The sequence below is a fragment of the Streptomyces sp. NPDC005878 genome, from assembly GCF_040629815.1.
Taxonomy (GTDB): Bacteria; Actinomycetota; Actinomycetes; order Streptomycetales; family Streptomycetaceae; genus Streptomyces.
In genome coordinates, this window is sequence record NZ_JBEXWK010000023.1 from 27,798 (window position 1) to 49,236 (window position 21,439).

A 21,439-nucleotide genomic window follows, 5' to 3' on the forward strand; every position below is an offset into this window, starting at 1 on the left:
TCACCGGTTCGGGGAGGCGGTCGGTGCGACCGGGCGTCCCGGCTCGTCGGGGCGCGGCTGCTGCGGTCGTCCGGAGAGCGCGGTGATGGAGGACGGCTGGGGTATCTGCCGTTGGCGGGCTCCGGCCTGCAGACGGTCGCGGAGCTGGCGTGCACGGTCAGCGTTTAGGCGATCTTGAACGAATGCCTCCCCGTAACGCTCCACGATCTGGACCAGCTTGGCGCTGGTGGCACCGTGGAGGTCGTCTCGAGTGAAGAGCCCGGCAGGCGCGGCCTTCGCGTCGAACCCGAAGCGCAGCACGTTCCCGTGCTGCGGGTGACCGGTCACCGCGACGTACAGATTCAGGGCGCTCATGGTGTTCTGGAGTGTGGGCACGCTGGGCGCGTGCGGGTCGTCCATGAGCTTCAGGAGGTCCTCGCGCAGCCGGTTGGGGACGATGGGCCCAGGATCCTTCGGGCTCGGCTGGCGCTGGGATGCGGGAAGGCGGGCCAGCACGCCGCGCAGCACCTGCTCTCCCGTGGCGCCTTCGAGCTCTGCGGCTGTGAACTGCGCTGCTGCGCGGGGGGCGTTTGGATCGAATCCGAACTGCACGACCTGCCCGTGCCGGGGACTCTGTGTGACCCGGACGTACATCGGCGCGCCACCGACGATCGCGTGCTCGGTGGGCGTTGTGGGTGCGTCCGGGGCGTGGAGCAGGCGCAGCAGGTCGCGGCGTAGTTGTTCGCCCTCGGACAGCCTGGTGGGCAGCTCCGTGACGTTCTTCGCCTCGGCTTCCTCTTGCAGCTCCGGCTCCGGCTCGGCTTCCTCGTGCAGCTCAGGTTCCGTCTCGGTTTCCGGTTCGAGATCCGTTTCGTGCTCGGACTCCAGGTCGTCGGCTTCGATCTCCGGGTCGGCCACCGGCTCGTGCTCCGACTCCAGGTCGGTCTCCAGATCTGCACTGGCCTCGTTCTCGAGCTCGGCTGCCAGTCCCAGCACAGCTGCGAGCTCCGCCTCGAAGTCAACCTCATGGTCGGCGTCAGCTTCGAATTCCGAGGCCAGCTCAGCCTTGAGCTCGTCGGTCAGCTCCGCCTCCAGTTCCGCGTCCAGGTCCGGCCCGGTTTCTGCTTCCGGCTCGGGTGTGGTGCGCGGCTGAGCAGTCGGCCGGGCCAGAGCGGTGGGTCGCGGCTGTGCCTCTTGCGGTGCGAGCGGAGCCCGCAGGGAGAGTCGGTAGACCGTTTCGGGCAGTTCGAAGGCCGTGGCCTTCAATTCGACCGAGGCCGGCTGGATGTCCGCCCCGTTGACGATGGTGGCGTCCATCAAGTACGTCCGCTCGCCGCCGCCATGAGGGTGGTTGTGGGTCACCATGGCGCGGCCGCGGATCCGAAGAGTGCCGGCGGCGGGTGTCCCCGCGGCGCCGCTCGGCGCGAGCGGTGTCCCGTCGGCATCGAGGGCGAACTCGATGACGTCGTCGTTGAGGACGAAGGCGGCGTCCAGGCGCAGGCCGATGGGCTCGCCGTCTGCGTCGAGGATGGTGTCCTGACCCGGGTGCTGTACGGGCAGGTTGCGGGGCAGGTGCCAGGTGCTGTCGTCGTCCAGGGTGATCGCTGCGGTGCCGAACTCGGTGTCGGTGCGCTGGATGACTTCCCAGGCCTTGTCCTCGTCGTTGATCCTCAGCCAGACCCAGTCGCCGGGGGTGAGCGTGTCTGCCCAGCGCATGGTGTCGGTGTCCTGCTCGGGGCGCTGGGGCTGGTTCTCGAAGAGCTGCCACATGGCGTCGCTGGGGGAGTTGGCGTTGTCGTGCGCACGGTCGTGGTGGGCGCGTTCCTCCAGGATCGTGTGGTTGAGGTGGACGAACTCCCCTGCGGACAGCCGTGCGCCGAGCTGCGGGTCGCTCCAGTCGATCGGCTCCCCGTCGCTGGTCCGCAGCTCGGTGAGGCGGCCGGCGAAGTCGCGTGCTTCTTCCAGGGAGGGCAGCCCCTCCAGCGGCTGGGGGGTGACGGCGAGGTCGCGGGCGGCTTCGGGGCTGAGGTAGAGGTCGGGCAGGAGGCCGTCGAAGGGCAGGCCGCTGCCGGCGGGGAGCACCTCGAAGGTCTCGCCATTGCGGCGGATGGCGAACTGGCCGTCGTCGGTGAGCTCCACCAGTTCGCGGTCCTTGGCGAGCTTGCGCACTTCGGTGCGGCGCCCGGGGCTCAGTCCGGGGATCTTCGCGGCCATCAGGTGGGTGCGGACCTGGCCGAGGGAAGCGAAGCGCCGCTGCACCATGCCCGTCTCCCCTCCCGGTGTCGCGGGGGCCAGCGGGGTGGCGACCATGACGTGGCTGGTGGAGCGGATGTTCTGGATCTGGTTGCCGGTGGCGGCGTCCAGGACCCGGACCCAGCCGATGCTCGCGCCCTTCGTATCGGCGGATTCCTCGATCCGCACCAGGACTGGGACGTCCAGGGGTTCCAGGTTGGAGCGCAGTTGGGTTGCCTGCGGGTTGTTGACCTCGCCCTTCCACCAGAAGGTGCCGTCGGCTGCTGCCACTTCGCCGAGGACCTTCTTCACGGTGGTGATCACGAAGTTGCCCGGCGCCGGCATGGAGGGGTCGGTCAGCTCGGGGGCGGGCCGGGGCGTGGTCTGGGGAGCAGGCGCGGTCAGGCGGCGGCCGGTGCTCTGGTAGTACTCCTTGGCGTAGCGCCGGTCCCGCTCGTCGAGGCCCTGGGTGACCAGGGCGTGCAGGATCGCCTGCTTGATGTCGTGGCCGTGCTGGTCCTTCCAGTGGAGGGCCTTCATGGGCAGGGCCCGGAGGGTGGGGTTGGGCATGTCCCAGGGGAAGGGGCGGCCCTGTTCGTCGCGGATGCTCTCCAGGGCGTCCGCGATCCGGTTGGCCCGCTCGCGGGTCTTGATCTGCTCGCCCCAGGGTCCGAAGACCTTGGTGAGCCGGTCCGGTGCCCGCACTTCGTAGCGTTCGGGGGCGACGGTGATGATCGCGAGTCGTCCGCCGGAGCTCAGGTGGGTTCCGGCTTCGGTCTTGCCGTGCTTGCGGCACAGCTCGACGATCATCTGCTGGCTGCGCTGGTCAGGGTCGGCCTTGTAGTGGACGACGCTGCTCAGGTGGGCCTTGAGCAGCATGTTGGAGTCGGCCGTGGGATCGGCCTTCTTCTCCTCGGGGGTGAGGAGGAAGCGCGGCGCCGGAATCGGGGCGGGTCCTGCGGGCGCCTTCAGCGGCTGGTTCTCGGGGACGCCGGCGAGGAAGCGGCTGAGCGCGACCGCGGCACCTTCGGGGCTGGCGTAGGCGGTGCCCTCGGCCAGGGCCAGTTGGCCGTCCGGGACGAAGTGGTGGCCCGCGGCGCTCGCCACAACGGTGCCGAGCCGGGTGCCGTTGCGCAGGATGCCCCGGGCGCCGCCGGGATCGGCCGCCTCCAGGGTGAGGTCGGCCAGGTCCTGGCGGAAGGCGTCCATGCCGCCGAGCTGTTCGGCATCCACCTGGCGCAGGCGGCGCTGCTCCAGCTCGGCACGCAGGGCGTCGCGCAGCTCGACGGCGCGGACACTGTCTGCGCTGTCGCCCTGTGCCGCGTACGCGTTGAGCCACTGGTCCAGGGCGGTGGCCCGGCTCTCGAGCTCGGCGGACTTCAAGCCCTGCGGCGGGCTGGAGAACAGCGGTGGCTTGGGCGTGCGGTCCTGCACCAGCACGGGTGCCACCGCACCCGGGCGGGGGGCGCGCTCGGGGCGGTCCTGGAGGGTGACGAGCTGGGTGGCGTCCCGCCAGGCCAGTACCTCTTCGAACCCGTGGAAGTGGCCGCGCTCGTCGCGCAGGGTGTGCGGTCCGACCTCGACGGCCTGGGCCCACTCGCCACTCTTGCGCAGCAGGACTTCGACTCGGGTGCCGTCCGGGCGCGGCTCGAGGTCGGCGGCCGTCCACCGGCCGGCCCGCTGGGCGTAGGGGACTTCTCGCAGCTTGGCGAGGAGGGCGGCGGAAACGCCTCGTGCGACGGCATCCTGCTCGGCGACTGGCGCCGGAGTCGGGGCGGTCTGCTGCGGCTGGGCTGTGCCGTCGCCCGGTACTGCGACGACCTGGTCGCGGGAGAAGACCAGGACGCGGCCGTCCGCGCTGGTTCCGGCGTACGAGCTGTTGTCGGCCTCGGCCAGCTCCACGGTGACCGTGCTGTACAGCTGCTGCGTGACAGGCTGGCCGACTGCGTGCGCAGGGTGGTGCGGGTCGAGGATGCGGACCTGCTGGCCCACGTCGAGGGTGGGAGAGGCGCTCGGGTCGGCGGGAATCCAGCCCTCGGGGGCGGGCTGGGTGAGGTTGCGGCGGTCGTGGGCGGCGGCTTCGCCTTCCACCGTGCCGCCCTCGACGGAGGTTTCGAGCCGTCCGTGGAAGGCGGTCTCCGCGCCCAGGGTTCCGGAGAGGTAGACCGACTGGTGGAGTTGGACCTGGTCGGCGCCGACGGGGTTCCAGGCGACGTAGACCCGCAGGCCGCTGGCTTCGTCGCCGACCTGGACCTTTACCAGCTGGTCGGTGCCGCGGGTGTCCTTGGCGATGACCTTGCCCAGAACCGGAGCGAGGGCCGGGCCCGCCTCATGCCGCTGCGCGCTGCTGGTGTCCGGGGCGAGGGTTGCCGCCTGGGGGGCGGGGACACGCAGGCCGGGCTCGCTGCCGAGACGCTGGCGTATGCGGTCGGCGTCTTCCTTGGCCGCGAAGACGGCTTCGGCGGGGTCCTGGTCCTGGTTGCGGATCCAGACGACGTCTCCGCTTGTGCGGTCCACGACGGCCCAGCGACGGCCGGCGTCCGTGGCCTGGGCGATCACCTTGTACGACGGCGCCGCCGCAGCGGGGGCCGTGGCCTCGGCCGCTGGGGCCGCGTCATCGGTGGCGGCGGGCGCCGCTGCGGGGGCCTGCTCACCGTCGACGGTGGCGTCCTGGCCGGCCTCCACGGCGGTGGACGGCTCCTGCTGCTCGTTGAGGAGCGGGGCGGCGGCGAAGAACGGCGTTCCGGTGCGGATGCGGTCGACGTGCTTTCCGGTGACGGCGTCCTCGACGTCGACGACTCCACGCGGCCCAAACTTCAGCCGGACGAGGATCGGTTGTGTGATCGCCTTGTTGCGTCCGGCTGCCCGGCCGCCCCACCACAGGGTGCCGTCCGCCCGGGTCAGGGCACTGGTCTCGGGCGGCTTGAGCGCGGTGAACGTCTCCCGGTCAGGGGCCGTCTGCGTCGTGCCGTCTGCAGTGTTGGGCGCATTCTGAGCTTGCTGCTCGGTCGCGTCCGGTGTGTTCACGGCGGCTTCCTCCACGATGCCGTCTGCGGAGGACGGCGTGTTCGGTGCCTGCGGTGCCTGGTCACCGGCGCTGGGCGCGGCGGCAGGACGGGGTGAGATCTGCGGGTCCGGTGAGGCCGCGCCGTTCGGGCTCGGTGCCGTCAGCGGCACGAATCCGCTGGCCAGCGCCTCGTCCAGTTCCTCGTCGCTGGCCACGGGCAGCAGAGGGCGGTCCTGCCCGTCACGGCGGACGATCTGACCGGTGACGACCGTCTGGGCGCTGCCGTCCTCGGTGCGGACGATCAGCGCGGTGCCGTCGATCTCCGCGACATGACCGTCGAGGAGACTCTCTCCGTCCTCGCTCCAGAAGGTGAGGCGGTTGCCGGGCTGGAAGTCGTCGACCTGCCATGCGCGCCGGTAGATGCCGTCCGGCTCCTGCATCGGGTCGTCGTCGCGGGTGACGTCGAAGATCCAGCCGAGCGAGCCGGCATCCAGGATGTCGGTGGCGCGGGTGACCGCGACGTAGGCCAGGCGCAGTTCCTCGTCCTCGGGAATTGTGTCCCAGTCGATGCCGCCGCTGGCGCTCTCTTTGGGGCCCCTGAAGTCGCTGGCGATCCGGACGCGCGGCGACTCCATGCCCTTAGCCTTGTGCGCGGTGGACACCAGGAGGTCATGCGGCGCGGACTGGTCGACGACCTGCCCGCCGTTGTCGCTGGCGGGGGCGGTGTAGTGGTCGGTGATGTACTGCTCGACCCGCTCGCGCAGCTGGCGGCGCTGGGTCTCGGTCGCGGAGGTGGCGGGCTTCCTGGGCGGCGGGAAGGTCCACCGCTTGGCGTCGCCGTCCCATCCGAAGCCGACGCCCTTGCTCTTGAGCCACTCCTTCGTGGTCCGGAAGTTGCCGTCTCCGTGGGCGAATTTGACGTGAAGGCGCTCGCCGTCGTCCTCGACGAAGGGGCGCGGCATCCGCACGGACTCCAGCAGCGCGTCGAGCTCTTCGCTGTGCCGCTCCATCAGCTTGAACATGGAGTCGAGCTGCTTGAGCTCGGGCTCGCTCTCGGCGGTCTCCAGGATTTCGTCCCAGGCCATGCCGTTGAAGCGGGCCAGTTCCTGATGGTTGGTGCGCTCACCCTCGCGCAGGGCTTCCGCGGCTTCGAGGAACTTACGCAGGTCAGCCAGTCCCCCGGACACTGCGACCTTGCGGCCCGCCCGCAGGCCTTCGACGGCGCCGAGGACCACGCCCGCGTTGGTGCGGGCGATGAGCATCGTCTCGTCGCCGGCGTCGATCTCTTCGAGGCGGGAGGACTTGTGGTCCCAGCCCGCCAGCCGCATGCGGGTGCCTCCCAGGCGCAGGAAGCGGTTGCCGATGTCGGCGACGGCATCGCCGAACCGGAAGGTCTGGGTGAGCGTGGCGGTCGCGTCCGCGGGCAGGCGTCCCAGGGCGTCGGTCGCTCCGCGGAAGCCGTAGATGGCCTGGTTGCTGTCGCCGACCGCCACGACCTGGATGCCGGCTTCGCGGACGTTGGCGACGATCGACTCCATGACCGGGTTGACGTCCTGTGCTTCGTCCCACATCAGCACGTCGGTGTCGGGGACCCGGCCGGAGAGCGCCCACATCTTGACGGTGTGGTCGAAGGACAGCGGGAGGTCGCGGTCCTTGTCGATGGCCTTCGGATCGGTGAGGTTGTCCCACATCTCCTCGGCGAGGGGCCGGATCGCGGCGAAGATCTCATCCCGGTTGTGCGAGATGCCGTCCGGCAGGTGGTGGACGGCGAAGTCGTTGTCTGCGGACTTCACCCATTCCGACAGCAGCCGATTGGCCAGGTAGGCGGCACGCTGCGGGGTCAGCGACTCGCCTCCGGCCGGGATCCGGGAGCGCCAGCGCATCCGGTCGGCGATCTGCTGCTCGTTGAGCTTCGGCCAGTTCAGCCGGGTCAGCAGGGCCTCGTCGACCATGCTGTTGGCGTAGGCGTTCGCGGTGGTCGGGGTGAGGTTGTCGCTGTACTCGCCGCGCTGCTGGGCCTCGATCGCTTCGTCGGCGACCGACCGGTTGAAGGCGAGGTACAGGATGCGCTTGTCGGGCATGCGCCGCGACAGCATCTTCAAGGTGGTGGACTTGCCGGTGCCGGCCAGGGCCATCACCCGCAGGTCCAGGCCGCGCCGGGCCGCGGCCTCGATGATGATGTCCTGCTCAGCGGTGGGCGGGAATTCTTCCGCCGCTGCGGCGGCCGCGACGATCTCCGCCCACCGGGCATCGCTGTACCCGCCGGGCTTCGCGGGTGGCAGGTCGTCCACGCTGGTGACGGCGCCCTGGGCCTCGTTGGGGTTGAGCCGGTAGCCGTCGGCCCGCTCACGCAGGATCTGCCCACGGGACGGCTCGACCAGGTTGCCCTCGGCGTCGTACTCCGGCTGCGGGACCCAGTCTTCGGCCTCCTGGCGCAGCAGGGCCCAGCGGCGCCGTTCGGCGCGCAGCCGGTAGGCCAGCGACAGCGGATCGGTGGCGTCCCTGAGCGCATCGAGGGTCTCGTCGAGGTCGTCGATGTCCATCGCCTCGATCGCCATGCCGTGCGCAGCCTCGTCCTGGGGCGTCTGGCCAGAGGGCCCGCGCACCGGGGCGGGGCGCTCCCTCTGCGCCGTCGGTGCCGCACCGTCCTCCTCACTGGCGCCGGCCGCGTGTCCAAGTGCCGTGGGGGCCGGGGCAGCCGTCTGTGCCCTGTCGGCGGCTTCGGCTTCCTGCTTGGCCTCAAGGCTCTCGAAGACGGGTATGTCGCGGCCGCGAGCCGACAGCATCGCCCGCAACGCGTTGACCTTTTCGGTGCGGGTCTCGTACGTCAGGTTCTTCGGCATGCTGTGCTGGGACGTGCCGTGCTGACGGTGCGCGACGTCCACCCCGTTGCGCCGGTTGAAGCCGCGCGGGCCGCCGGCGACTTCGAGCGCGGAGACGAGCTCGCGGTACTGCTCAGAGGCTCCCCATACGTTGGTGTGGTCGGGGTGGTGCTCGATCCACACGTTCAGCCACGTCTGGTTGTCGGGCACGTCGTTGAGTTCGGCGTGCACCTGCACCAGGTGACGGACGGAACCCTCGATGGTGTCCTGGCCCTTGATGGGGCTGTCCTCGCCGTACAGGGTCTTGTGCTTGCCCTGGTTGTAAGTGCGGTTCTCGACCGAGCCGATCTTCCTGTTGCCCGGTCCGTACACCACGGTGCCGGGGTAGGCACTGACCTGGTGGTATCCCGGGTAGCCGGGCACGGGTACGGCGTTCTCAGGCAGTTCGCCCTCTGCTACGGCGGGCGGCTGGTCGAGGCCGAGTGCGCGGGCGCGGTCCTGGCGCTCCTGGCCGGTGGCCACCCACTCGTCGTAGGACTGGACAACCTGGGCGACGGCGCCGGCCACGGTCTCGAACGGATGCCTCGTCGTCCAGTTCTCGATGGTGGTGGCAGCGTATCCGCCGTCGGGGCGGGTGACGACGGAGCCGATGGCCTCACCGTCCAGCAGCACCGGGGCACGCAGGAACTGGCCGTCGGCCGCAAGTTCGCCGACTGTGACGCGTGCGAGCAGGGCACGGGCTACCTCTTGGCCGCCGAGCCGCATGGCGTCATAGACCGAGACCGGCTTGTCGTCCGCCTGCTCCTGAGCCGGGGCGGTGCGGGCGGCCGGCTCGTCCGGCTGGGTCAGCTCCTGTGCGGTTGTCTCGGAGACGCCGTCGGCCGGTGCGGCCTCGCTCTCGGGCTGGTTGTCCTCGCGCGGGAGGCCGGCGTCGGAGGTGTCGAGGTTCAGCTGGCCTTCCGGCACTGCCCCGCTGTCCTGTGCGGCGGGAGCCGGGGCGCTGTCGAAGTCCTCGGGGCGCATCTGCGTCCAGGACCGGCCGACCGGCGTCTGCTCGGCGGACGGCGGGGCTGCGGAGGGTGCGACTGCCGCAGGCTCCGGGGCGGGCTCCGCCTCCGGTGCCGGGGCGGTGCTGATCCCCTGCAGTTGCTGGGCGGAGGTCTCGACGTCCTCGAAGGCGTCGGCCCACTGCTGGGCCACCGCGTGGGCTGCCTGGGCCCGCTGGGCCACCTCGGGCCATCCGGTCCGCTCGGCGTCGGCCGCCAGGCGGGCGGCAGCATCCCGGGCGTCCGCGATCTGCCGGCGCAGGGCGGAAATCGGGGTGGGACGTGCGTAGAGCGCGGCCAGTGCGTTGCGGACGGCGTCCAGCGCGTCGGTGAGCTCGAGGCTGCTGCCGGGGAGCACAATGTTGGTGTGGGTGTGCCGCAGGGCCTCGATCAGCGCGGGGCGGGCGGCGCGGGCGACGACGGTTTCGGGGCGCACCGCCCACTGTCCGACCGCCTCCCGCAGCGGGCCCGGCAGGGCGTGGACCCGGTTGAACTCGTGCCGGACGAGGCGCCCGTCGCGGGTGCCCTCGACGGTTAGGGAGCCGTCGGCACCGCGGTGCATGCCGGTCAGGGTGAGCGGCTGGGACCAGTTCTCCGGCGAGAGTCCCTTCTCAGGGGACTCGGGCAAGCGGATGACGGTGCCGGGCTCGACCTGAGACCAATAGCTGCGCCGCCAGCCGGCCGGCGCGTTGCCGCTCAGCCGGTCCTCACGGCGGATCGCGTCGCCCTGGGCATCGCCCTTGCGCTCCAAGGGGATAAGGGGGTTGCCGTCCAGGTCGATGAACCAGAACTTGTACGCGCTGGGCAGGCGCGGCAGGTTCTCGATGGACTCCCTCTTGACGACGGCGCCGAGCGGTTCGCCCCACTCGTTGGCCAGGAGCTTCCCGCCGTGTTCCTTGAGCGCCTTGGGGTTGCCGAGGACCGCCTGGAGGCGGGCACGCCGCTTCTCCATGGCCGCGAGGTTGCCCGAGACCCGCTCCCGCTCGGTGGTGACCTGGGCGCGGCGGGCTTCAACGAAGGGAGCGTGCGCGGTGTCGGCCAACGGCAGCTTCAGGCGAGCCTCTTCGGCTTCCAGGACCTCGGGAGACTCGCCCCGCAGGTTGCGCGTGCCGGGGCGGGCGGTGGTGATCTCACCAACCGGGTCGGCGGCGGTGAGCAGGTCCTGGCCGCGACGGCGGGCCAGGACGTCGCCGTAGTCGGCGCTCTCCAGCTCGACGGTGAGCTGTCCGGGCTGGACGTCGGTGACGGTGTGCCACCAACTGTGCAAGCCCTTGAGGAGGACCTGGTCTCCTGCCTGGAACTCGATCGGGCTCCAGTCCCTGCGCTCCTCCTCGGTGAGCGCGTCGAGTTCGCTGCGCCGGGTGACGTCGAGTTCGGGCAGCGTGGTGTCGGCGGGCGCGCCGTCGCGGTGGTAGTGGACCGCGATGGAGCGGCCGTGCTTGAGCATGCGCCGGACGAACAGGCCAGTCTTGTAGGCCCGGGTCTCGGGCCGGATGCGCGGGTTCTGCACCCAGGCGCCTGCACTGGGCTTGCGGATGAAGTCCTCCGCCTCCAGGGCGGCCAGGGCGTCCTTGTCGGTGTCGGCGACACCGAACACCCACGTACGGTTCTCCCCGCCGTGCTCGCGGTCGTGGCGGATCCACACGGTTTCCGCGGGCCGGGGACCGGTGAGCTGAGCGGCTTCCTGCAGGGCCTGATGGCGTTCGGCGATCTTCTTGGCGCTCGCGAAGGGAGTGCGCTCCCCGGGCATGTAGTCAGTCCCGACCGCGACCGTCCACTTGGTCTTGCCGTCCCAACCGTTGGGGCCGTGCCCGTGGCCGATCTGCTCGCTGCCGTAGCCCACGGTGATGTGCTCAACGTCGTCGCGGGCGCCCTCGCGTGGCGGCTCCAGCCGCCACCAGTAGCCGGGCATGCCGGTGATTTCCTGCGCGTCGAACGGGATGCCGGGGCTTTCGTCCGTTTGCCCGCCAGACACGGTGGCAGGAGCCGCAGCCACGGGTGCGGCCTGCTGCTGAGCCTGGTGGCGTGTGGCGAGCAGCTTCGCGCATTCCGCCGACGTCTGCCCGCCGTGCACCGGCTCGGTGCCGTCGGGGATCGTCCAGCCGGTTCTGCCCTGCCACCCGGGCCCGTGTGCCTCACCGATCGTTTCGTCTCCGAAGCCGACGGTGACACGCTCGGTTGTGTAGCGGTCGGTGGCTCGGGGAGGCTCCTCGCGCCACCAGTAGCCGGGCATCCCCTCGATTTCCTGGGTGGCGTAGCGGCTGTCGGCCGTCGGGGCCGGCGTGACGTCCGATGCAGCCTCGCTGCTCGGGTCGGCGGACGACGTGGCGACCTGATCCGTAGCTTGCGCAGCGGCCTGTTCGGCAGGGCCAGGCGAGTCTTGTTCGGCCAGGGCGGGGACGGCTTCGTAGCGGCGCATGGCGTTGAGGGCATCAGCCACGGTCGGGTGTACTTCTCCACCGCGCGGTCCGGTGCGCCCATCGGGCCACCAGGCCCAGGACCGCTCCTTGTCGGCGGCGTAGCGGCCCTTTCGCAGCCCCCATTCCAGGCCGAACTTCCAGTGCCCGACAACGGTGCGGGCCTCCAGGACGACTTTGAACCGGTCGGTGCTGTAGCTGCCGGGGATGGTTTCGCGCGTCATGCTCCACCCGCGGGCCCGGGCGGTCTTCCACAGCTCCTCGACGGTGGCGGGGACCGGGTAATCGGGCTCCCAGACCCCGCCCTCCGTTACCGGAATGTCGTCGCCGGGTGCGGGGGCGGTGGTCATCGAGGCCTCCGGTGCAGGGGCTGCCGTCTCGGGCGTCGGCGTAACAGCAGGTGCGGGTTCGGGTGCGGGGGTGGTGCGACTGTCGGCGAAGGTGCGCAGGCGCTGCGGCATCTCGTGGGCGTGTCCAGCCAGCACCCGCACGAGCCCGTACAGGTCGCTGGCGTGCAGGTACTCGTTCTCGAGCTGGGTGCGCAGCGCGGCCGCGGCGGCGCCGAGGTGCTCGATGGCGTCGGCCCTGCTGCGGAGCTGGTTGTCGTCGAGCTGGATTCGCTCGTGTGCCTGGATCTGCTCCAGGGCGTCCAGGACGCGGGTGAGGGCGGGCTGTTGGGTGTAGGTGAGCGGCCAGGTGTGGCGGGCGGCGGTGTGCAGGGCGTTGGTGAAGGGTTCGAGCTCGGCGAAAGCCCAAGACACGCGCATGGCGTCGGGGTAGGTGGGGTGGCCGGGCAGCGGCTGGCCGGTCTCCTGGGCCCACACGCGCAGAGCGTTGAGGACCGCGTGGTGGAAGTTGTCCGGACCGTACGGCTGCGGGGGAAGGATGGTGAGCGGCTCGCTGGTGTGGCCGGGCAGCTGGTGGCCCATCACGGTGTGCCAGCCCGATCCCTCCTTGACGAGGGTGGCCACGATGGTGTCGTCGGGGGCGCGCAGGGTGTAGGCGGGGCCGCTCCAGTTGCCCTCCTGCAGCACGGTGAAGCCGTCCGTGTGCGGGACTCGGTAGGCGAGCCGGTCGGGGTGGCCGCGGTGGGTGAGCTGCTCGTAGTCCTGGTTGCCGAACGCCTCGTACTCGCCGAGCTGCTCCACGGGGGCGGCGGCGAGCGGGCGCCGGCGCGGGTCCGGGTAGCCGAGGCGGGGCAGCAGGAAGGGGTCCTCGGACCAAATCTCCCCCGCGCTGGGGAACACGTGCCGCCATGCCTGTTCGCTCCATGCGGTGGCCGCGACCCGGTCAGCATGCTGACGGGCGAGGGTGGCAAGCGATGCGAAGAGGCCCTGAACGTCCGGCGGCCCCGGGACTTGAAGGACGTCGTGGTCCTGCACGGCCCGGGCCAGCGACAGGATCGCGCGGACGGCGTCGGAGGGGGTAATGGTGGTAGGGCTGGAGGCCCGCACGGCCGCGCTCGCCTCGTGCAGCCGCGCCGCGCGCGGGTCGGCGGCCGGCCACTGCGGGTGGGCGGTGAGCGCCCAAGCTGCGGTGATCACTTCTTCGGTGGCGCGGGTGAACTCGGCGAGGCTGGTGTAGGGGCCGTCTTGTGGGGTGGCGGAGTCCAGATCGAACAGTGCGTCCGCTTCGGTGGGCACCGCGTCGGCTCGGTAGCGGTTCCAGGAGGCGGCGAGGGTTTGGGCGGTCGGTGTACCGGCGGCCCGCAGGGCGTTCCAGATGGTCTGCTCGGCAGTGCTCAGCCGGCTCCGGTCGACCCTGCTGTCGGTGCTGGCCGCGAGGGCGGTGACGTAGGCCTCGTCGGCGTCCAGGAGTTCGTGGCGCGTCTGCTCGTCCAGCCCCAGGTGGATCCAGGCGGGCAGTTCCTCCCAGCGCATCACCAGGCGCATCGTGGGCCGGTTGCGGCCGCCCTGGGTGGTGATGAGGATGCCGTCGGGGGCGGGGTCGAGCCGCCCCAGCTCGCGCAGGTCCTCGCTCAGGTGGGGGCCGCCGAGCCACAGGCCGCGGCCGGACGTGACCAGTTCCTCGCGCCAGGCCCGCCACTGGGTGGGGTCGTCCATCCGCCGCACGAAGGCCGCGAGCCCTGATCCGCGCTCGGTGGGCGGGGAGACGCTCGCACCGAGCGCACCGAACGTGTTGATCACAGTGCGGATGGCGGCGTGCTGCTCGGCCAGCGTGAGGCCGGGCACGGCGGCATCGTTGATCTCCAGGGCTGCCGGTGCGGCGGCTTCGGAGGGCTGCACAAGGCTTGGGCGGGGCGCTCCCTTGAAGAGGGTGTCCCAGTCCGCCGAGGCGACGGTGGCCCGCCACGAGTTGGTGAACGTGTTCGCGGCCCGCACCAGCTCGGCCAGGGCCTGGGCGGCCTCCCCCGGCACGCCGGTGTTCCTCCAGGTGTCGTTGACGGAGGTGACGGCCGCCTGGAGGGTTTCGACGGCCGTGTGGAACTCCGTCGGGTTGTTCAGGGAGACCCGGGTGAAGGTGGCCAGGGCCTCGCTCAGCGCGGTCTCGGGACCGTCCTGGGCGGCGCGCTCCTTGAAGTGGTCGGTGGCGGCCAGGGTCCGTACGGCCTGGTTGAGGGCACGGCGCGGCGCGCTGATCTCCCTGAGACGGGTGAAGGCCGGGGCCGAGCCGCCGTCGGCCAGAGCGGGTTGGGGCGCAGCCTGGTCGTCGGGCTGGTCCGGCTCGTCGTTGCCGCCGGGAGCGGGCGGCGGTGTGTTGTCGCGACCGGCGCCCCCGCCCGCGGCCGGCGGGAGGGCGCCCTGCTGGTCGTCCACCGGCCCCGGGGCCGCGTCGCGTGCGACGTCCTCCGCCGCCGGGGACGGCTCGGCGGACGGTGTCGCGTCCTGGACGGGCGGGGCGCTTTCCACGGCCGCCGCCGGGGACACGGTGGCCTCGGCGGTGCGGGCGCGCTGCTCTTCCGCCCAGGTGGGGTAGGGGTTGGTGAGCCGGGTGCGGGTGAAGTCGTCGCGGCCGCTGGCGTACTCGTGCAGCAGGTGCTGCAGTACGCCGGCGAGACCGTGGACGTACCGGTCGGCGCCCTGCCCGTGCACGTCGACCAGGGCACGGTCGAGGGCCTCGTTGCGGGGCGATGCCTCCCGCTTCAGCCGGTCGAGGAGGCCGTAGACCGCGGTGTCCTGCAGCGCGTGGCGGCGCGGCGACTGGTCCAGGACGGCGGGTGGGTTGCTGGCCAGGGGGAAGTCCTCATCGAGCGCGGCCAGTTCGGCGTCCAGGGCCTTGAGTTCGTCGAGGTTGGTCAGGCCGGGGTGTGTGTCGTGGACGGCGGACAGCAGGTCGGTGAGGTGTGCGTGCAGCGGGAGCAGGGCCGCGTGCACGGCGGCGAGGCGCACCGCGTCGGGCCGGGTGGTGTGGGCGGGGCTGTCCGGTCCGATCGGCACCGCGCCCTGGGGCCGGCGCACCACCACGGCGCGCGCGCCGAGGCGTTCGGTGGTGTATCCGGCGCGCTTGAGGTCGGAGTCGAGGGTGAGGCGTCCGGTCGCGATGACGGCCGCGGTAGTGGCGGCGCCGGGGAAGTCCCGCTCGGTGGCCGGGCGTACCTGGAAGGTTTCGGTGCGGTCGCCGCGCCGGCGGTGGGCGTCCAGGACGGCGCGGACCTCGGTGGCGAGGTGGTGGCGCTCGGCGTCCAGGCCGCGGGGCGGGGTGACGGTGACGTGGCGGGCTTCGCCGCTGTGGGCGCTGCGCGGGTTGTTCTCGTCGACGGTGACGGGCTGCCAGCCCAGGTCGTGCAGGGTCCAGATGCGGGCATCGCGCACGTTGGGCGCCTCGAGCGGCATCATCGTCATAGTGATGGCGACGGTCCCGTCCGGGTTCGCCGCCAGGGTGTATCCGCCGCCGCCCCATGCGGCGGGAACCAGGGCGCTGGCGTCCAGGAGCTGGGCGATGGCGCGTTCGGCCTCGGTGACGGTGCCGGTGGGGGCGGTGGCCGCCGTCGGCGGGCACAGCGGTGCCTGCGCGCCGTCGGGGAAGATGCGGGGCTCGTCGGCGGATGCGATCCAGTCGGCTGCCAGTTCCTGAGCGGACGCCGCCAGCGCGGCGATGACTTCCTGGTCGGCGGCCGGGAGCTTGTGGTGAGCGGCGCGCTCGGCCAGGTAGCGGGCGGCCCGGGCCACGTCGAGGGTGGCCCGGTAGGCGCTCTCGCGATCGTTCAGGTTCTCGTTGCGGGCGAGGCTGCGCGCCGGGCGGCGCAGTGCCGCCGCGCCGAGGTCGTCGGTGTGCGGGCTGGCGAGCTTCTCGCGGACCGCGTTCAGGGCCAGGACCTGTTCGATCTGGTCCAGCAGTGGGGCGCGCCGGGTGCGGAACGCGGTGATCGACCGGCGCACCGTGCCGCCGGGGAACTCGGCTTGCAGTGCCGCGGTGACGGCGGCCGGGCGGGTGGCCTTCAGGGTCTGCCACCAGGCGGCGAGCGGTCCGTCGCCCAGGACGTCTGCCCCGCTGCGGGCGATGAGGTCGTTGAGCAGGGTGATCTGCTCGGCGGGCAGGTCGTGCTGCCAAGCGGTGCCGGACAGCCAGTCGGCCGCGGCCTGCCGGGCGGCCTCGGGCTCGGCGCCGGGTTCGGCGTGGGCGACGAGCGCGGCATCGTTCTCGGCCCGGCGGCGCAGTTCGAGCAGGGCGAGGTGCAGTCGGGGGTCGGCGTCCCGCTCGGTGGCGGCCAGGTTCCCGGCGTGCCTCTCGGCGGCCTGGGCCGCGGCCTCGAGCGCGCTCCCGTCGCCGGTCTTGTCGAGTCGCTGCAGGTGGGCCTGTTCGCGGGCCTGTTCGGCGAAGGCGGCCAGGGCCTGGTGGTCGCTGTAGACGACTCCGTGCTCGCGGGCCTGCATCAGGTGGGCGAGCACGATGGGCGCATGCCCGTGGGTGAGGGGCCGCTGGCCTTCCAGGACTGCGTCGCGCACCAGTTCCTCAAGGTTGTCCTGGGCGGCGAGCCCGCGGGCGGCATCGGCGTAGGGCTGCGCGCCCGGCGGCACGGCCACGCTCGCGGCGGCCGGGGCGGCGGAAGCTGCGTCGGCGGGCAGGGTGAGCAGATGGCTGGCAATCCGGTCGACGTGGTGGCGCGCCAGGTTGTGCAGCGCGAGCGCGAAGAAGCCGCGCTGGGGGCCGCTGTTGTTGAGCACGGTCTTGGCGGCTTCCGCGACCTTGTGGTGGCGGTGCATCTCTCCGGCGAGTCCACCGACGTCACGGTGCCCGTCGCGCAGGCGCACGGCTGCGGCAAGGGCGTGGCCCGCCTCGGCCGGCATGTTGTCGTCGAAGGGCAGGTGGTCAAGGAGGTAGGCGAGGGCGGTGATGCGGTCCCGGTCCTGCTGCAGCTCTTCGGCCGGGTAGGTCTCGCCGGTGGCGTTGACGCGGTCGGGCACCAGGTGCTCGGCGAGCCGTTCCGCGGCCTGCTGGACGAGGCGCAGGGCGTGATGGGCAGGCTGGGTCGTATGGCGCCCGCTGTGCCGCCCGATCACCTCTTCGACTGCGCGCAGCGTCTGCGCGGTGCGCGCCGCCAGTTCGGTTGCCTGGGCGGCCTGTTCGTGCCAGTGGCTAGCGCCGCCGATGAACGGCAGGGCCTGGTCGAAGGCGGTGATCGTCTCGTTGTCGGTGAGTACGGTGCGCAGGTGGCGCACCGCGTCCTTGTGCAGGGCATACAGCGCGGCGCCGGCCTCGTCGAGTTCGGCCTCGATGGTGATCGGCTCGGTGAGGGTGGCCTCGAAGCTCTGGTTGCGTTCTTCCAGGGGAGCGCCGACGGGGCGGCGCAGGGCCAGGCGCATGGTGTCGCCGGCTGTCTCGCCCACCGGCGTGAACAGGAGCGGCGCGCTGTCGCTCCCGGTGACGGTGAGGACGCCGTTGTCCCAGACCGGGAGTTGGGCGCCGGTGCGCAGGGCGAGCGCGTACAGCTCGGCCGCGGTGTAGGTGACGGTGTCGTCCCAGGTCGCGGAGCCGGCGGCCCGCATGAGGTGCGAGGCGGGAAGGTGGGTGGCGATGGTCTGGGCTTGGACGCGGGCATGCTGCTGCTCGCCATCCTCGGCGCCGTTGGGCCAGGTCTCCTCCTCCGTGGCGGCCAGGGTTTCGGTGGTGACGTGCATGCGGGCGGCGTGCTCGTAGGAGGCCGCCGCCAGGTTGCTGATGCTGGGGTCGTGGATCCCGTCGTCGTCCAGGCGCATGGCGAAGGCGTGGGCGAGGTCGGCGAGCGTGCGGCACCAGCGCGCGGCCTCCGGGTGGGTGCCGATCTGTTCGGCGGTCGCGTCCTGCCACAGTGCGATGGCCGCTTCGTCGGCGATGTCCTTGAGCGCCTTCTCGCTGACGTACTGGGATCCGCTCCAGGTCCGGGTGAACTCCCCGAGCGCGGCGATGAGTTGCAAGGCGCCGGTGCGGGCGGCGGCCTGGTCGGGGTAGGGCTCCTCGCCCTCCCCCACGCCCTGCGGGTCTGCAAGGTGCCAGGCAGCCAGCGCGGCCGCCGGGAGGGGGGCGCCGGGGGCTGCGGTCGCGGTGTCCAGGCGCGCGGTGACCTCGCGGACCAGATAGGTGTGCAGGAGCTCGGCAGCGGTGGTCGGCGCGTCGTCGGCGCCGAAGTACAGCCTCAGCAGCCCGGCCGGAAGATGGTCCTGGAGCGAGGCGAGATGTGCCTCGGTGAAGCGGCTGATCAGGTCGTCCGCGTCATCGCCCAGGCTGCCGGTCAAGCGCAGACGCAGGTCGATGTCGCTGCTGGCCGCGTCCGCGATCTCAGCCACCTGCTCGGCCCACGGCTGCCACCGCTCCGGCAGGTCGGTGCCGGCGGCGGGAAGCGGGGCCAACTTTGCTGCCGCGCCAGCGGGAGCGGCTTCGCGCAGGGTGTGCCACATGGTGCCGAACAGTCCGACGAAGTCGCCCATGGGTCCGATGTCGCTGTGCAGGGCGCGGCGCAGGCGAGGCGACATGTCCTGCTCGCGCTGTTCCAGCCATGCCCACAGGGCGGGCGCCTGTGGCACCTCGGCCGTCGAGGAGGCGTGGTAGTGGATCGCCGACAGCAGCTGGTGGTCGGTGCGGGCCTGCGCGGTGAGGGCCTCGACTTCGCGCTGGAGGTGCGGGTCGGCTTCGTCGACGAGGCTCTGGGTGCGCTTGGCGTGCGAGGCCGCGGTGCTGCCCAGGGTCATCAGCAGGTCGCCGTGGCCGAACTGGCCCTCCTCGGACTGCTCGTGCCACACCTGCTTGGTGAGGTCGCTGATCTGGTGGCACAGGGCGGGCAGGACCGGCGAGACGCCCTCTGTCAGGTCGCCGTGCTCTCCGGCAAGGTGCTCCAGCAGGCGCAGCAGGGTGCGCTCGGCGGCCGAGTTGTCGGGGGTGAGCGCGCCGGATTCCGTCGCCCGCTGCGCGAGCCGGATGAGGTAGTTGTGGCGTGCGGCGAAGTCCTCGTGGCTGGTGGGGGGATTGGCGGGATCGAGTTCGGGCCGCGTCAGCTGCAGGATGCCGCTCTGGCGCGCGGCGGCCGCGGCGAGGTCGGGCTCGTTGACGACGGTGGCGGTCCACTGCCGCCGCATGTCCGTGGCCACGCTGTCCAGCGCCTGCCAGCCGAGCATGCGGTCGGAGACCTCCTCGGCCCGCGGGCGGGTGATGTCGATGACCTGGTCGAGGAGGGCGACCCAGCCGGCCGGGGTCGCGCCGGGCCGGGGCGTCTCCAGCAGGGCGGACAGCGCGATGACGGAAGTCCGCTCCGCCGAGGGGAGCTGATCGATCGAGCCGACCTCCTCGGCCCACTCGCGCCAGGCGGCCTGCAGGCCAGCCAAAGCGGTGGCCGCCTGCTGCGGGCTCGTGTACGCGTTTTGGCCGGCGGATCGGCGCAGGGAGGAGCGGCGCAGTTCGGGCATGCCGCGGGCGGCGGCACGGTCCAGGTAGTTGTCGCTGTGCCGCAGCAGGGTGGTGAGCTGGGTGAGGGCCTGGTGCAGCGGGCGGGCTTCGCCGTTGTCGGTCAGTTCGGCGCGCAGGAGCAGCAGGTGCTGGTGGGCCTCGGACATGGCCCGCCAGTGCTCGGCCGGCCCGCCGTTCTGGCCCGGTTCGGGCAGGCTCGCGGCGGCGGCGGCCAGGGCGTCCTCGGTGGCCTGGGCGTGCCACGGCGTGACGTCTTCGATCAGCGCGCGGTGCTCGGCCAGCCACTGCCCGAGGTCGGACAGGAGCTGGTCGGCGGTTTGGACAGCCTCCGGTCCCGCTGGGAAGGGGGCGGGGTGAAGGATCTCCAGGGACCACTCCCCCGCCTGGTCGGCGCGCACGGGAGTGCCGGTGTCCGGCTCTTGCACGGCGGCGTCCGGCAGTGGGGTGTCGGTGTCCGCCTGCGGGGTCGCGGCGTACTCGATGAGTGCCCTGAAGGTGTCGGTGTCGATGTCGTGGCCGAACAGGCCGGGCCAGCTGTCAGGGTGGTTGGACAGCAGCGCCCGGGCGTCGCTGGTGGTCAGCCCCTTGGCCATCGAGATGAACCGGGCGGCATCTTCCTGCGCGGGCACCGCTTGGAGGGTGCCGGAATGGCCGCCTTCGCGCGCCCACACAACCCACGGGCCGTCGCCTTGCCAGGAGATCCGCAGGCCCGAGTCGGCGCCGAGTCGGTCGTGCAGCTCTGCGCCGCGGCACACGAACACCTCATGGCCGAGCTGCACCGCATACAGGGTGTCGTCCTGCGGTTGCAGGGCCAGCCGGGCGCTCTGCGCGGTCTGCGCTGTGACGTGGGCGGCGAGCAGGTCGAGGGCGGCGTCGTCACCCAAGAACGCGTGGAGCAGCGCGGTCTTGCGCGCGTCGTCGTCGGCACGGTCGGCCTCGTCCATGACCTGGTCCAGAATCCAGTCGCGGAACAGGTCGACATGCTCGTTGGGGTCGTTGCTGACGGTGAGACCGACGGTGTGCGGGTCTTGGGCGGCGGCGTCCAGGAGCTGGTCGATCAGTTCGGCGTGCTGCTGCCACTGCGGCGGGACCGGGAGCCGGCCACCGGTGGGTGCGGGCCCGGTTTCGGTGGCGTGCTGCGCGACGGTGTTGGCCAGGCGGGCGAAGGCGCCGGTGAAGCCGCGCGGAGTGAAGTCGGCGTGCAGGGTGTGCCGCAGGGCTGGGCTCATCTGCTCGGCGCGGGCGCTCAGCCAGTCCAGCAGGGCCGGTGCGAACGGCACTGGGGCGTGGCTGGTGAGTGGGTGGGCGGGGATGCGAGCCGAGGCGAGCAGTTCGGGGTCGGCGAGTGCCTGCTGGGTGAGGGCGTCCAGCTCGTCGTCGAGTCGGCCGTCGGTCTCGATGAGGGTGGAGTGCAATCTGCGTGCCTGGTGGGTGGCGGTGGCTGCGAAGTCGCGGAAGTCGCTGCTGCGGGAGTGGTGGTAGCCCTCGTCCTCGTGTTCGCGGATCACCCGGCGGGCCAGGTGGGCTGCTTCGTCGAGCAGGTGGGGCCAGGCCGGGTCGATGTGGCCATCGGGCGCGGTCAGGGGGCGGCGGGCGAGGTCCTCCAGGACCTGGGACAGGCGCCGTTCGGTGGCCGCCTTGGCCGGCCTGAGCTGGTTGCGGATGCTGCGCACGACGGTGCCGCCGTGCGGCCCGTAGTAGCCCTCCAGCTCCTCGTAGTCGTAGCGGCCGTCGGTGTCTGCGTAGGGCGCTGCCGGGTCGAGGTCGCGGGCGGCGACCTCAAGCGGGCGCGGGCCGGGGGCGAGGAGGGTGTCGGCCAGGTCCGCGTCGGTGAGTACCGTGCGGGCCAGGCGCCCCAGGTGGGTGGGGAGTTTGCCGGTGGCGCGGGTCAGGTCCGTGGTCCCGGTGGCGCGGGCGAGGCCGTAGAGGGCGTGCAGGTGCGCGGCCGCGCCGCCCGGGATCCGGGCGGTGGCCATCCGAGCCTTCAGCAGAGTGCTCTGCGCCTCGGTGCGCTCGAATCCGTTGGGCGTGGTGGGCTGCGCGGCGGCCTCGGTCAGAGCGTCGAGGGCCTGCTGGACCTCGGCCGCGTCCGCATAG

Annotated in this window: 1 protein-coding gene (running past one end of the window); it reads right to left on the bottom strand. The window is 72.1% G+C overall.

The window, feature by feature from the left end; all coding sequences use genetic code 11:
* On the bottom strand, positions 1–21,439 hold the 3' portion of the coding sequence (locus ABZ404_RS27975; protein ID WP_358991020.1) for a UvrD-helicase domain-containing protein. 7,265 nt of this gene lie beyond the right edge of the window; 21,439 of the gene's 28,704 nt are visible here — the last part of the coding sequence; its start codon lies off the right edge, out of view — the gene reads right to left on this strand; the stop codon is at positions 1–3.